General features: G+C 52.1%; 12 protein-coding genes. 8 read left to right on the top strand and 4 right to left on the bottom strand.

Going from position 1 to position 13,216, the window contains the following annotated elements; genetic code table 11:
* The first annotated feature begins 122 nt into the window (after positions 1–122).
* A complete protein-coding gene (clpB, locus tag H8D24_04555) occupies positions 123–2,699 on the top strand; it encodes an ATP-dependent chaperone ClpB (protein MBC8519663.1) in 2,577 nt (858 codons plus the stop codon).
* 163 nt (positions 2,700–2,862) lie between these two features.
* Here clpB and H8D24_04550 read toward each other — a convergent pair whose 3' ends face one another.
* The 4 genes from H8D24_04550 to H8D24_04535 all read right to left on the bottom strand — a co-directional run bounded on the left by H8D24_04550 (position 2,863) and on the right by H8D24_04535 (position 6,748).
* A complete protein-coding gene (locus tag H8D24_04550; protein ID MBC8519662.1) occupies positions 2,863–3,306 on the bottom strand; it encodes a hypothetical protein in 444 nt (147 codons plus the stop codon).
* Between the two features lie 105 nt (positions 3,307–3,411).
* Positions 3,412–4,263, bottom strand: coding sequence for an SDR family oxidoreductase (locus H8D24_04545; protein ID MBC8519661.1), 852 nt, complete (start codon positions 4,261–4,263; stop codon positions 3,412–3,414).
* Positions 4,264–4,309: 46 nt separating this feature from the next.
* Positions 4,310–4,870: a transcription/translation regulatory transformer protein RfaH gene (gene rfaH / locus H8D24_04540; protein ID MBC8519660.1), complete on the bottom strand. Its 561-nt coding sequence runs from the start codon at positions 4,868–4,870 to the stop codon at positions 4,310–4,312.
* Between the two features lie 84 nt (positions 4,871–4,954).
* Positions 4,955–6,748 (bottom strand): ABC transporter ATP-binding protein/permease, encoded by a 1,794-nt coding sequence (locus H8D24_04535; protein MBC8519659.1) that lies wholly within the window; start codon positions 6,746–6,748, stop codon positions 4,955–4,957.
* An 84-nt stretch (positions 6,749–6,832) separates the two neighbouring features.
* Between H8D24_04535 and H8D24_04530 the strand changes: the two genes are divergently transcribed.
* The 7 genes from H8D24_04530 (at position 6,833) to ruvB (ending at position 13,098) form a co-directional block, all read left to right on the top strand.
* Positions 6,833–7,102 (top strand): zinc ribbon domain-containing protein, encoded by a 270-nt coding sequence (locus H8D24_04530; protein ID MBC8519658.1) that lies wholly within the window; start codon positions 6,833–6,835, stop codon positions 7,100–7,102.
* 197 nt (positions 7,103–7,299) lie between these two features.
* A complete protein-coding gene (gene aspS / locus H8D24_04525) occupies positions 7,300–9,078 on the top strand; it encodes an aspartate--tRNA ligase (GenBank protein ID MBC8519657.1) in 1,779 nt (592 codons plus the stop codon).
* Between the two features lie 3 nt (positions 9,079–9,081).
* Positions 9,082–10,179: a quinolinate synthase NadA gene (gene nadA / locus H8D24_04520; protein MBC8519656.1), complete on the top strand. Its 1,098-nt coding sequence runs from the start codon at positions 9,082–9,084 to the stop codon at positions 10,177–10,179.
* A gap of 4 nt (positions 10,180–10,183) precedes the next feature.
* Positions 10,184–10,933, top strand: coding sequence for a YebC/PmpR family DNA-binding transcriptional regulator (locus tag H8D24_04515; protein MBC8519655.1), 750 nt, complete (start codon positions 10,184–10,186; stop codon positions 10,931–10,933).
* Between the two features lie 4 nt (positions 10,934–10,937).
* Positions 10,938–11,456, top strand: a complete 519-nt coding sequence (gene ruvC / locus H8D24_04510; protein MBC8519654.1) for a crossover junction endodeoxyribonuclease RuvC — start codon at positions 10,938–10,940, stop codon at positions 11,454–11,456.
* The gene (gene ruvA, locus H8D24_04505; protein ID MBC8519653.1) at positions 11,453–12,073 is read left to right on the top strand and encodes a Holliday junction branch migration protein RuvA; all 621 of its coding nucleotides are present in this window, start codon (positions 11,453–11,455) and stop codon (positions 12,071–12,073) included. Before ruvC ends, ruvA begins: the two co-directional genes overlap by 4 nt.
* On the top strand, positions 12,070–13,098 hold the full coding sequence (gene ruvB / locus H8D24_04500) for a Holliday junction branch migration DNA helicase RuvB (protein MBC8519652.1): 1,029 nt from the start codon (positions 12,070–12,072) through the stop codon (positions 13,096–13,098). Before ruvA ends, ruvB begins: the two co-directional genes overlap by 4 nt.
* Positions 13,099–13,216: the final 118 nt, after the last annotated feature.

Genomic DNA, 13,216 nt, shown 5'->3' with positions numbered 1-13,216 from the left:
TTGGCTATAGACGGCCACCCGTACGAGCGTGTCATTACTTTCGCAAAGCTTGATAGATATTGAAAAGTGAAAAAATGCCCCCATTAAAGGGGGAGATCAAACATTATTGGAGCAACATACCCATGAGAATGGACAAACTAACAACGAAATTTCAGGCTGCGCTATCAGATGCACAGTCACTGGCTGTAGGCAGAGATCACCAGTTTATTGAGCCGATTCACCTTATGCTGGCACTACTGGATCAGGAGGGTGGAACAGTTCGTCACCTTCTCACCCTGGCGGGAGTCCAGGTAAATCCGCTACGCTCCCAGTTAGGTGAGGCGCTGGATCGTCTTGCCTCGGTGGAGGGTGTGGGAGGGGATGTTCAGCTATCCAATGACCTTGGCAAGTTGTTGAATCTAACCGATAAGCTGGCTCAGAAACGGGGTGATCAGTATATCTCCTCGGAGCTCTTTGTATTGGCTGCGGCGGATGACAAGGGGACGCTTGGTGAGCTATTGAGAAAAGCTGGGGCCGCCAAGGGCTCCCTGGAGCAGGCGGTGGAGCAGCTGCGTGGTGGCGAGAGTGTAGATGATCCAAATGCAGAGGAGCAGAGGCAAGCACTTGAAAAATATACTATTGATCTAACTGAAAGAGCCGAACAGGGAAAGCTTGATCCAGTAATTGGGCGTGATGATGAGATCCGCCGTGCCATTCAGGTGCTACAGCGCCGTACCAAGAATAATCCGGTGCTGATCGGTGAGCCGGGGGTTGGAAAGACTGCAATTGTCGAGGGGCTGGCACAGCGTATTGTAAATGGTGAGGTTCCAGAGGGGATAAAGGGAAAACGACTGCTCTCGCTCGATATGGGCGCACTGATTGCCGGGGCAAAATTCCGCGGTGAGTTTGAGGAGCGTCTCAAGGGGGTGCTCAATGATCTCAGCAAACAGGAGGGTCAGGTGATTCTCTTTATTGACGAGATCCATACCATGGTGGGAGCTGGCAAGGCTGAAGGCTCCATGGATGCTGGAAATATGTTGAAACCAGCGCTGGCGCGCGGTGAACTTCACTGTGTGGGTGCCACCACCCTGGATGAGTATCGCAAGTACGTGGAGAAGGATGCAGCACTGGAGAGAAGGTTCCAGAAGGTATTGGTGGATGAGCCCTCGGTAGAGGACACCATCGCCATTTTGCGTGGTCTCAAGGAGCGTTATGAGGTCCACCATGGCATCGATATTACCGACCCTGCGATTGTTGCGGCTGCAACTTTGTCACACCGCTATATTACCGATCGCCAGCTACCGGATAAGGCGATTGATCTGATGGATGAGGCGGGATCCCGGATCCGGATGGAGATTGACTCCATGCCGGAGGAGATGGACAGGCTTGATCGGCGGGTGATTCAGCTCAAAATCGAGCGTGAGGCCCTGAAGAAGGAGAGTGATGAGGCCTCGAAGAAGAGGCTGGATGATCTGCAGGGAGAGCTGGATCGTCTGGAGCGTGAATACTCCGATCTTGATGAGATCTGGAAGGCGGAGAAGTCTGCGGTACAGGGTACGACCCATATCAAGGAGTCACTGGAGCAGGCAAGAATTGAGCTGGAGACTGCACGCCGTGCCGGTGATCTGGCGCGGATGTCGGAGCTTCAGTATGGCAAGATTCCGGAGCTGGAGCAGCAGTTGGCTGCCGCTGCAGAGGCGGAGTCAGAGCAGAAGGAGAACCAGCTGCTACGCAACAAGGTGACCGATGAGGAGATCGCCGAGGTGGTCTCCAAGTGGACTGGAATTCCTGTCTCCAAGATGCTGGAGGGGGAGCGTGACAAACTGCTACGGATGGAGGAGGCGATCAAGCAGCGGGTAATTGGCCAGAGTGAGGCGGTGGAGGCGGTCTCCAATGCGATTCGTCGCTCCCGAGCGGGGCTCTCTGATCCCAACCGGCCTAATGGATCTTTCCTCTTTCTTGGCCCCACTGGGGTCGGCAAGACCGAGTTGACCAAGGCGTTGGCACAGTTCCTCTTCGATACCGAGGAGGCGATGGTACGCATTGATATGTCAGAGTTTATGGAGAAGCACTCGGTGGCGCGTCTGATTGGTGCCCCTCCCGGATATGTTGGCTATGAGGAGGGTGGATACCTGACCGAGGCGGTACGGAGAAAGCCATATTCCGTTATTTTGATGGATGAGGTGGAGAAGGCGCACCCCGATGTCTTCAATGTGCTGCTGCAGGTGCTGGATGATGGACGCCTTACTGATGGTCAGGGGCGTACGGTTGATTTCCGTAACACTGTTATTGTGATGACCTCAAATCTGGGATCACAGCAGATTCAGCAGCTATCTGGGGAGGGGAATTATGCTGCAATGAAGGATGCAGTGATGGAGATTGTCGGTTCCCACTTCCGCCCCGAGTTTATCAACCGGGTTGATGAGTCAGTGGTCTTCCACCCTCTGGGTCAGGAGGAGATCAGGGCGATTGCCAAGATTCAGGTGGAGTATCTCCATCAGCGCCTGGCTGACCGTGAGATTGGTCTGGAGATAAGTGATGAGGCACTTGATCGACTTGGTGAGGCTGGGTTTGATCCGGTCTATGGGGCGCGTCCGCTCAAACGGGCAATCCAGAACCGGATCGAGAACCCACTGGCGCAGAAAATTCTGGCAGGGGAGTATCTGCCGGGAGATGTAGTGAAAGTGGCTCTGAGTGGAGAGGAGCTGGTATTTAGCTAGGAGGCTGTCCGAGAATAGAAGCCGTAGCGAAAATCACAAAAAGACCATAAGGTGAGATTATTGGGCGAGGCGAATAGCACCGCTATTTAACGAGTTCAATAAGCTCAGATTATGGTCTTTATGGGGTTTGCAGTAGGCTCTCTATTCTCGGACAACCTCCTATCTACTTCTGCTGTTTCGAGCCTCGAGCAATCATATTCAGAAGGTTCCCAACTATAACCTTCTGCTTCTCATCGCAATTTCTCTGCATCTCCTGCAGACTACCAGTCAGCTCGCTGATTAGGCGTAGTTGTGCCATCCTCTCCTCACGCGCCATCCGCAGCTCCATCCGTAGCCGTTGGACCTGACCCATAAGAGTGTATGAGTCAGGAATATGTGCTGTCTGAACCCGATTTAGATAGGCGTTGTCTTTTATGAAGTTTATCTTCTCAAGGATTGAGGATGTCTCCATCTTCTCCGCTGCGGGGAAGACTGATCGCAGCTGAGCCATGGTTACCCTGCCCTCAAAGGTCTCCAGCTCCCCCGACTGGATCTTCTGCTGGATCTCTCTGCGACTGATTCCCAGCTCCTTCGCGGCTCTGGTGACCGGCAGTGCATCTTCACTCATCTGATTCTCTCCCCCGTGGATAATTTGGCAGCAACTCCTTGTGATTAGTATATTAAATAAATAGATTATTAAAATCAATTAACCCAAGTTTTTATCAGTAGTTACTCAGCGGGCTCCATCACCAGATGCCCTGATGAGCATATAGTCTAGCCAGCGGTCAGGGAGAATGCGCCTTAGGAGTGCAAATAGATGGGTTGGAAAGGTGACCGGATAGCGTGTCTTGGGCTGGCGACTCTCCAGCGCATGGATCAATTTATCTGCCACCGCATCTGCAGGCAGGGTGAATGGTGCGGCAGGTCCCGGTTTTTTTAGGCGTCTCTCCATCGCCTCGTAATTGGCCTTGTGATAGCTGTTTTCAGGATTGATGTTCTGTTTGAAGGCCAGGTATGCATTCTTGCGAAAACTGGATTCGATGGGACCGGGCTGAATTAGTGATATAAAAATACCACTATCTTTAAGCTCCAGGCGCATTGTATCGGCAAGCCCCTCCAGGGCGAATTTGCTGGCATTGTAGGCGCCACGGTAGGGCATAACCACAAATCCGAGAACCGAGCTGTTGAAGACAATTCGTCCATGCCCCTGTTTGCGCATTACTGGAATGATGGCATTGGTCAGTTCGGCGGTTCCAAAGAGGTTGGTCTCGAACTGTTTTCGTAGATTGTCTCTGCTGAGATCCTCAACAGCACCAGGTTGTCCATAGGCTCCGTTGTTGAAGAGACCATCCAGAGTCCCGCCTGTCCGTTGCAGTACAAAGTCGAGGGCTGAGTGGATGCTCTCCGATCTATCCAGATCAAGCTGAACCGACTCGAATCCATGCTCTATGAGGATGGTGACATCCTCGACCCTGCGGGCAGTTGCAAAGACCCGCCATCCCCGCTCCTGCATAATCTCGGCACAACGCAGGCCGATACCGCTGGAGCAGCCGGTGATCAGAATAGTTTTTTTCTGTTCTGCCATGAACTGCAGTATAGCGCATCACTTATGGCGCAATTGATACCTTTTGTCAGTGACAGCAGGGGGCCAGTTGGCCACTCTCGATAACGATATGTTGTTGTTTGCCAAGCATCTCTATAAGCACCATAGCGCGGTGGAGCCCATCATCCATCATGAATACTCCCTCAATCTCGGCAAATGGTCCGCTGGTGATGCGTACACAATCCCCTTCACAGAACCAATCGGCACGCTCCAGTTGATGGATTCCAAACTCATCCTCATGACTTTTCAGCAGATCAACGACCTGTTCAGGTATAGGTATGTAGTTGGTATGGGTTGCTCCAAAGCCAACCAGTCCGGAGACCCCGAAGGTGGAGCGTATGGGTGCCCAGTTGTCGTTCTCACGATCCAGCTTGATAAACATGTAACGGGGAAAGAGGGGCTCGGTATTAACAGCAGTCTTGCCGCGACGGCGCCGCTCTCGCTTCACCATTGGCAGATAGGTGGTGTAGCCCTGCTGCTCCAGATTGAGTCGGGCCCGCTCCTCATCTCGCGGTTTACTGGCAAGAAGATACCAACGAGGTGACTCGTTGTGGTCTGCTTTCGTGCTCGTGCTCGTGCTCGTGCTCATCCCTGTATCCTCTAGGCTCTCTCCTACTGTGCTAATTGTCTCATAATTCGTGCTGCTTTTGTATTACGTATTATTACCTGTTTTTCAGGTTTTCTGCCTCTCCCGCTGCTCCTGTTGCAATATCCACATATCTGCATAAACACCATGTATATCAATCAGTTCTTTGTGTGTTCCACGTTCGATAATATATCCGGAATCCATCACCAGAATCTCATCGGCATCAGCGATGGTGGAGAGGCGGTGGGCAATTACCAGGGGGGTGTGGTGGCTGCTGATCTCTTTTAGTGAACTGTTGATCACCTTCTCGGCGGCGGAGTCGAGCGATGAGGTAGCCTCGTCAAAGACCATAATGGGTGGGTTCTTGAGGATGGCGCGGGCGATGGCAATACGTTGCTTCTCACCACCGGAGAGTTTCAGGCCGCGCTCACCAACGGTAGATTCATACCCTTGTGGCAGGGCGGTAATGAAGTCGTGAATGTTGGCCACTCTTGCAGCATCTTCAATCTCTCCATGGGTTGCCCCCGGCCTGGCATACTCGATATTGTAGTGAATGGTATGGTTAAAGAGGACCGTATCCTGGGGGACAATACCGATCGCCTCTCGCAGGCTCTTCTGGGTCACAGTTTTGATATCAACTCCATTGATGGTGATCTGGCCTCTATCAATTTCGTAGAAACGGAACAGCAGCCTTGCCAGGGTTGATTTTCCTGATCCGCTCTTGCCCACTACGGCAACCTTTTTCCCAGCAGGTATCTTGAAACTGACGTTGTGCAGGATCTTTCTGTCACTGTTATACCCAAACTCAACATTTCTGAACTCAATCTCGCCCTCTCCAGGGTTGAGTGCAGTTGCAGTTGGCAGGTCCTCGATTTCAGGTTTTTTCTCCAGCAGTTGAAACATCATGTCGATATCGGAGAGTGCATGTTTGATCTGGGTATATACCATCCCCAGAAAACCGAGAGGGATGAAGAGCTGTAACAGGAAGGTATTGACCAGCACCAGATCTCCCAGAGTCATCTCACCATCCACAACTCCCTGGCCAGCCATGACCATGGTGATAGTGACCCCAATGGCGATGATGAAGGCCTGGATAAAGTTAAGCGCCGACATTGAGGTCTGGCTCTTGACCGCAGCCACCTCCCAGCTTCTCATCTGTTCATCGTATTGGTCCAGCTCATACTGCTCATTGCCAAAATATTTTACGGTCTCGTAGTTGATGAGGCTATCGACTGCTTGAGTGCTGGCATCAGAATCACGCTTGTTCATCGCTACTCTATATTTCATGCGCCAGTTGGTGATAACAAAGGTGGTGGCGATATAGATTGCTACGGTGGTGAAGGTGATGATGGCAAACCAAGGGTTGTAGTTGGCGAATAGAATTACGGCTATCAGGGTTACCTCAATCATGGTTGGGATGATGTTGAAGAGCAGCATATTGAAGAGGGAGCTGATCGATCTGGTGCCACGTTCCATATCTCTGGTTATCCCGCCGGTTTTGCGGTCCAGATGGAAACGTAGCGAGAGGTTGTGGAGATGAGACATAAAACGGATTGAGATCTCCCTTACAATTCCGTGTCGAACCTTGGCAAAGATGGCATCACGTAGCTCATTAAAGAAGGCGCTACCTGCACGCATTAACCCATATCCGACAAGCAGAGCCAACGGCAGCACCAGGGCGGCCTCATGGTTCTGATCCAGGGTATCTACAATCTCCTTGAGCAGGAGTGGAACAGTGACGTTTGCCAATTTTGCCAGAATAAGAGACCCAATAGCCAGACCAGCACGGTAACGATATCCCCACAGGTATGGAAGTAGTGATCTGATAGTGCGCCAATCCTCTCTGGAGGAGGAGGGCATCTTGGTAAAGGCATTATGCATTATTGGATTGTCTAGGTTGTATACTCTATCTGTCAGATTTTGGATTCGGTATAATAGCCCGATTGTCTGTTAAGGATTAGATAAATGCCAATTTATGAGTATGTTTGTGGCGGTTGTGGCCACCATATAGAGAAACTCCAGAAGATGAGTGATGACCCATTGATGGAGTGCCCAGCGTGTGGAAAACCAACACTGAAAAAACAGGTCTCTGCAGCCGGTTTCCGTCTCTCTGGAGGTGGCTGGTATGAGAGTGACTTCAAGACCGGTGAGAAGAAGAATATGGCTGACTCGGGCAAGAGTGAGCCATCTTCGGCACCATCCTGTGGAGGTGGTGGCTGTTGTTGTGGTGATTGATTAGGAATACTGGGTATAACAAGTCCATCTATCTCTATTCTGAGACACGCTGTGAATACATCCATGTACGCTCAGCGGTATCCATCCCTGGCTACCGATGGTCTCAGAAAAGAGATAGATGAATTTGTCAGAGCTTTTGGTAGCATCGATTCTGATTGTATCAAGAATTATTGAATATAGAGTAACAAGGAAAAAATATGCGAAGCCACTATTGTGGAGAGTTGAATGAGTCCCTGATTGGTCAGGAGATCCAGCTGGCTGGATGGGTTAACCGTCGCCGTGATCATGGTGGCGTTATCTTTATCGATCTGCGTGATCGAGAGGGGCTGGCGCAGATTGTGTTTGACCCTGACCGTGCTGAGCCGTTCGAGATTGCAGAGCATGTACGTTCTGAATACGTGTTGGGTATCAAGGGGTTGGTCAGGGAGCGCCCGGAGGGGACAATCAACGAGGATATGCCAACTGGTAAAGTTGAGGTGCTGATCTCCGAGGTTGAGGTTCTGAACCGTGCCAAGACTCCTCCATTCATGATTGATGATGATGGCATGGGTGAGGACATTCGTCTGCGCTACCGTTATGTCGATCTACGTCGTCCGGTTATGCAGCAACGGATGAAGCTGAGAGCGGCGGTAACTCGGCACATTCGTAACTATCTGGACAGTAATGGGTTTCTTGATATAGAGACTCCAATGTTGACTCGTGCAACTCCTGAGGGGGCACGTGACTATCTGGTTCCAAGTCGTACCCATCCGGGAGAATTTTTTGCACTGCCGCAGTCACCACAGCTCTTCAAGCAGCTGTTGATGGTCTCTGGTATGGACCGCTACTATCAGGTGGTTCGCTGTTTCCGTGACGAGGATCTGCGTGCCGACCGTCAGCCTGAATTTACCCAACTCGATATCGAGACCGCCTTCCTCAATGAGGAGCAGATTATGGGGTTGATGGAGGATATGGTTAGGGGACTTTTCAAAGAGGTTTTGGGGACAGAGCTTCCAGATCAATTTCAGCAGATGAGTTATGACGAGGCCATGCGTCGTTACGGCTCTGATCGCCCTGATCTGCGTGTCTCGCTGGAACTGATTGATGTGGCTGACTTGATGACCGAGGTTGATTTCAAGGTCTTCTCTGGTCCGGCCAATGATCCAAATGGCAGGGTGGCGGCACTCTGTCTGCCAGGTGGTAATAGCCTGAGCCGCAAGGATATTGATGGCTACACCAAATTTGTCAGTATCTATGGTGCTCGTGGTCTCGCCTATATCAAGGTCAATGATGTCGAGGGTGGACGTGATGGATTGCAGTCCCCAATCGTAAAATTCCTCCCTGACGACACCATTGCCGGCATTCTGGAGCGTACCGGTGCCAACAGTGGTGATCTTATATTCTTTGGTGCGGACAAGGCCAAGGTAGTTAATGAGGCGCTGGGTGCGTTGCGAGTTAAGGTGGGAGAGGATCGTGGCCTTATGTCTGCTGAGTGGAAGCCGCTCTGGGTTGTAGACTTCCCGATGTTTGATTGGGATGAGAAATCTGATCGCTGGAATGCGATCCACCACCCCTTTACAGCCCCAAATAGTGATCAACTGGGGATGATGGATAGTGAGCCTGGCAAGGTATATTCACGTGCCTACGACATGATCCTCAACGGTAGTGAGATTGGCGGTGGTTCCATCCGTATTCACGATCCGGAAACGCAAGAGAGTGTACTGAAGGTGCTGGGGATCGGTGATGAGGAGGCTCAGGACAAGTTTGGCTTCCTGCTCGATGCCCTCAAGTATGGCTGTCCTCCGCATGGTGGTATGGCCTTCGGTCTCGATCGCCTGGTAATGCTGATGGCGGGCGCGGACTCTATTCGTGATGTGATGGCATTTCCCAAGACCCAGTCGGCCAACTGTCTGCTAACTGGTGCGCCAGATCGTGTAAGTGATCATCAGCTGCGGGAGCTCAATATACGTCTGCGCAAGGTACAGAAGGCTGAATAAGATATGGGGTTAGCAGTTCATAAGCTGGAAGATCCATTCTCAATACAGGATGACGAGGAGTGCCAGCAGCGCATCCTTGCGGCCAAAGAGGAGCTTGGTGAGCGTCTGGTTATCCTGGGTCACCACTACCAGCGGGAGGAGGTGTTCCAACATGCCGATTTTTCTGGTGACTCTCTGAAACTCTCTCGTCAGGCAGCCAACTCACAGGCAGAGTACATTGTCTTCTGTGGGGTCCACTTTATGGCGGAGGTGGCTGATATCCTCTCCCGTCCAGATCAGATCTCGGTTATTCCCGACATGAACGCAGGCTGCTCCATGGCTGATATGGCCGATCTTCCAAAAGTGGAAAAGGCGTGGCAGGAGCTATCCACCATATTAAACCCTGACGAGACCATAACCCCGGTCACCTATATCAACTCTGCAGCAGACCTGAAAGGGTTCTGCGGGCGCCATGGCGGCATTGTCTGTACCTCTACCAACGCACGTCATGTGCTTGAGTGGTCATTCAGTCAGAGAGAGAAGGTGCTCTTCTTCCCCGACCAGCATCTCGGCAGAAATACCGGAGCCACCATGGGGATCCCACTCGATCAGATGGTGGTGTGGGATTATGATCTGCCAATGGGTGGTCTGACCGCAGAGGAGATCCACAATGCGAAAATCATTCTCTGGAAGGGGTTCTGTTCAGTACACCAGATGTTCAGGCCGGAGCAAATTGACCGCTTCAAGGAGATGCATCCTGAGACAAAAATCATCTCCCATCCGGAATCCTCCTATGAGGTCTGTCAGAAGTCAGACTATGTCGGTTCGACTGAATACATCATCAAGACGATTGCAGAAGCGGAACCCAATACACGCTGGCTGGTGGGTACGGAGCTGAATCTGGTAAACCGTCTCCATGAGCAGTTCAAGGGAGAGGGAAAATCTGTCCACTTCATGTCCCCAACAGTCTGTATGTGTTCTACAATGTTCAGGATTGATCCACCACATCTGCTCTGGACACTGGAGAATTTGTTGGAGGGGAATGTGGTTAACCAGATTAAAGTGGATGAGAGTGTGGCAGAGCAGGCAAGATTGGCACTGGAGAGGATGCTGGAGGTATAGAGAGATGGCAGGACATAGTAAATGGCACAACATCCAGCATCGCAAGGGTGCGCAGGATGCAAAGCGTGGCAAGATCTTCACCAAGTTGATCCGTGAGATCACCGTGGCAGCAAAGATGGGTGGCGGCAATGTGGCAGACAATCCGCGTCTGCGTGCTGCTGTGGACAAGGCACTGGGTGCCAATATGACCCGTGACACCATTGAGCGTGCAGTAAAGCGTGGTAGTGGTGATGTTGATGGTGAAAACTTTGACGAAATTCGCTACGAGGGATATGGTCCCAATGGGGTGGCGGTGATGGTTGACTGTCTGACCGATAATCGCAATCGCACAGTATCTGAGGTGCGTCACGCCTTTACCAAGCATGGAAGTAATCTGGGAACTGACGGTTCAGTCTCCTATCTCTTTACCAAGACCGGCGTACTGCTTTATCCTCCAGAAAGTGATGAGGATGCCATTATGGACGCGGCCCTGGAGGCCGGGGCTGAGGATGTGGTGACAGAGGATGATGGCTCAATTGAGGTGCTGACTGATGAGGCCAGTTACCTGGATGTAAAACAGGTGATGGTTGATGCAGGGCTAGAGCCCGCCTCGGCAGATCTGACCCAGCGTGCCTCAACCATGACTGAGCTGGACCAGGATGGTGCCGAGAAGCTACTCAAACTGGTGGATCGTCTGGAGGATCTGGATGACGTCCAAAATGTCTACAGTAATGCGGATATCCCGGAAGAGGTGATGGCTGCACTCAGTCAGTAATCTAATGACAAGAATTCTCGGTATCGACCCAGGATCTCGAACTACCGGTTACGGGGTGATCGAGATGGAGAAGGGGGGGTATCGCCATATTGAGAGTGGTGCGTTGAGAATCAGGGGAGATACTCTTCCAGAGAGATTGCACGCTATATTTGAGGCGGTAAGTGAAGTTCTTGATCGTTGTCATCCCGATGAGTTTGCAATCGAGAACGTATTCATGCACCGTAATGCCGATTCTGCACTTAAGTTAGGGCAGGCACGTGGAGCCGCAATCTGTACAGCTGCAAATCGTGATCTAACAGTGTATGAATATACCCCTGCAGAGATAAAACAGGCAGTGGTAGGGCGCGGAAATGCTGCCAAAATCCAGGTGCAGATGATGGTGCGTGCACTACTGAATCTGCAGACCAATCCGCAGGCGGATGAGGCTGATGCACTGGCCTGTGCGATATGTCATGCTAACCGTTCGCAAAGTCTGAATCGAATGGGGCTTTCAACGGAGTGGAAGGGGGGAAGATTGCGTTGATAGGATGGCTGAGGGGGGTACTTTTAGAGCGTAAACCGCCAGAGTTGCTGGTTGATGTGGGTGGGGTTGGTTATGAGCTTGAGGCCTCCATGTCGACCTTCTATGCACTACCTGAAACCGGTACAGAGGTAACACTTCATACCCATCTGGTGGTGCGTGAGGATGCCCAGCTTCTCTATGGATTTGCCACCGAGAGTGAGCGTCGGATGTTCCGTGCTCTGATCCGGGTCCGTGGGGTGGGGGCCAAACTGGCGTTGGCGATTCTCTCCGGGATGAGTGCAGAGGATTTTGTCTGCTGTATCAATGAGGAGAACACCACAGCCCTTGTTAGACTTCCTGGGGTGGGTAAAAAGACCGCAGAGCGGTTGATTGTGGAGATGCGAGATCGACTCAGTGAGTGGGATAGTTTTGGCGCCAATATTGGGAATGTAGTTGATGGCGCCTCTGGTGGTCGTTCTGAGGTGGTGGCGGACCCACATAGCGAGGCAGTTCATGCGCTGATTTCACTTGGATACAAGCCACAGCAGGCCTCAAAACTGGTTAGTGCGGTAGAGGAAGAGGGGCTCAGTAGTGAGGAGACTATTCGCCGCGCACTCAGGCAGAGCGTGAAGCCATGAGTGATCATATTCGTACCATATCTTCAGTTGCTACCCCAGATGAGGAGCGTCTGGATCGTGCAATTCGCCCCAGACTTCTTAGTGATTATGAGGGGCAGCCGGTTGTGCGTGAGCAGATGGATATCTTTATCCCTGCGGCGCGCGGGCGTGGAGAGCCGCTGGATCACACCCTGATATTTGGGCCTCCAGGTCTCGGCAAGACCACCCTGGCCCATATTATCGCCAATGAGATGGGGGTTGGTATGCGCCACACCTCCGGCCCCGTACTGGAAAAGCCTGGTGATCTGGCTGCACTACTCACAAATCTGGAACCCCATGATGTCCTCTTTGTTGATGAGATTCACAGGCTCAGTCCGGTAGTAGAGGAGGTGCTCTATCCTGCGATGGAGGATTTCCAGCTCGATATCATGATCGGGGAGGGGCCTGCAGCCCGCTCCATCAAGCTTGATCTACCTCCATTCACCCTGGTGGGGGCTACCACCCGTGCCGGGCTACTCACCTCTCCACTGCGTGACCGTTTTGGCATTGTGCAGCGGCTGGAGTTCTACAACGAGACCGATCTCACCTCCATCGTAATGCGGGCCGCCTCCATTCAGTCGGTTCCAACAGAGAAGGGCGGTGCAGTAGAGATTGCAAAACGCTCTCGTGGTACCCCGAGAATTGCCAATAGGCTACTGCGCCGGGTGCGTGATTACTCCGAGGTCAAGGCAGACGGTAACATTACCCGGGAGGTTGCGGAGCGTGCGCTCGATCTGCTGGATGTGGATATGAAGGGGTTTGACAATATGGACCGCAAACTTCTGTTGAGCATGATAGAAAAATTTGATGGTGGTCCGGTCGGGATCGACAGCATTGCAGCTGCCATAGGGGAGGAGCGGGGAACCATTGAGGACGTAATTGAGCCCTATCTTATCCAGCAGGGTTACATGATGCGCACCCCAAGAGGGCGGGTAGTGACCAAAAATGGCTATCTCCACTTTGGGCTGACGCCGCGCCGAGAGGAGCGAAATGGTGATCTCTTCTGATAATGGCTCTCTCGCAAGCGGCGGCACTCTCCTCCATGCAGTGCGCTCAAGTACATCCCCGTATCGCTCGGCTGTGACCATCCCTGGCCACAGACGACTGCCTGTAGAAGAGTGCCGC

It is taken from the genome of Candidatus Thiopontia autotrophica (assembly GCA_014384675.1).
In the GTDB taxonomy this organism is placed as follows: Bacteria; Pseudomonadota; Gammaproteobacteria.
Note: the sequence above shows the minus strand (reverse complement) of the source record. Positions and strands in the feature narration are given on the sequence as shown.

Excerpts from the sequence above, each read along its gene's own strand:
- clpB (MBC8519663.1), top strand. The coding sequence starts at position 123 with ATGAGAATGGACAAACTAACAACGAAATTTCAGGCTGCGCTATCAGAT.
- H8D24_04550 (MBC8519662.1), bottom strand. The coding sequence starts at position 3,306 with ATGAGTGAAGATGCACTGCCGGTCACCAGAGCCGCGAAGGAGCTGGGA.
- H8D24_04545 (MBC8519661.1), bottom strand. The coding sequence starts at position 4,263 with ATGGCAGAACAGAAAAAAACTATTCTGATCACCGGCTGCTCCAGCGGT.
- rfaH (MBC8519660.1), bottom strand. The coding sequence starts at position 4,870 with ATGAGCACGAGCACGAGCACGAGCACGAAAGCAGACCACAACGAGTCA.
- H8D24_04535 (MBC8519659.1), bottom strand. The coding sequence starts at position 6,748 with ATGCATAATGCCTTTACCAAGATGCCCTCCTCCTCCAGAGAGGATTGG.
- H8D24_04530 (MBC8519658.1), top strand. The coding sequence starts at position 6,833 with ATGCCAATTTATGAGTATGTTTGTGGCGGTTGTGGCCACCATATAGAG.
- aspS (MBC8519657.1), top strand. The coding sequence starts at position 7,300 with ATGCGAAGCCACTATTGTGGAGAGTTGAATGAGTCCCTGATTGGTCAG.
- nadA (MBC8519656.1), top strand. The coding sequence starts at position 9,082 with ATGGGGTTAGCAGTTCATAAGCTGGAAGATCCATTCTCAATACAGGAT.
- H8D24_04515 (MBC8519655.1), top strand. The coding sequence starts at position 10,184 with ATGGCAGGACATAGTAAATGGCACAACATCCAGCATCGCAAGGGTGCG.
- ruvC (MBC8519654.1), top strand. The coding sequence starts at position 10,938 with ATGACAAGAATTCTCGGTATCGACCCAGGATCTCGAACTACCGGTTAC.
- ruvB (MBC8519652.1), top strand. The coding sequence starts at position 12,070 with ATGAGTGATCATATTCGTACCATATCTTCAGTTGCTACCCCAGATGAG.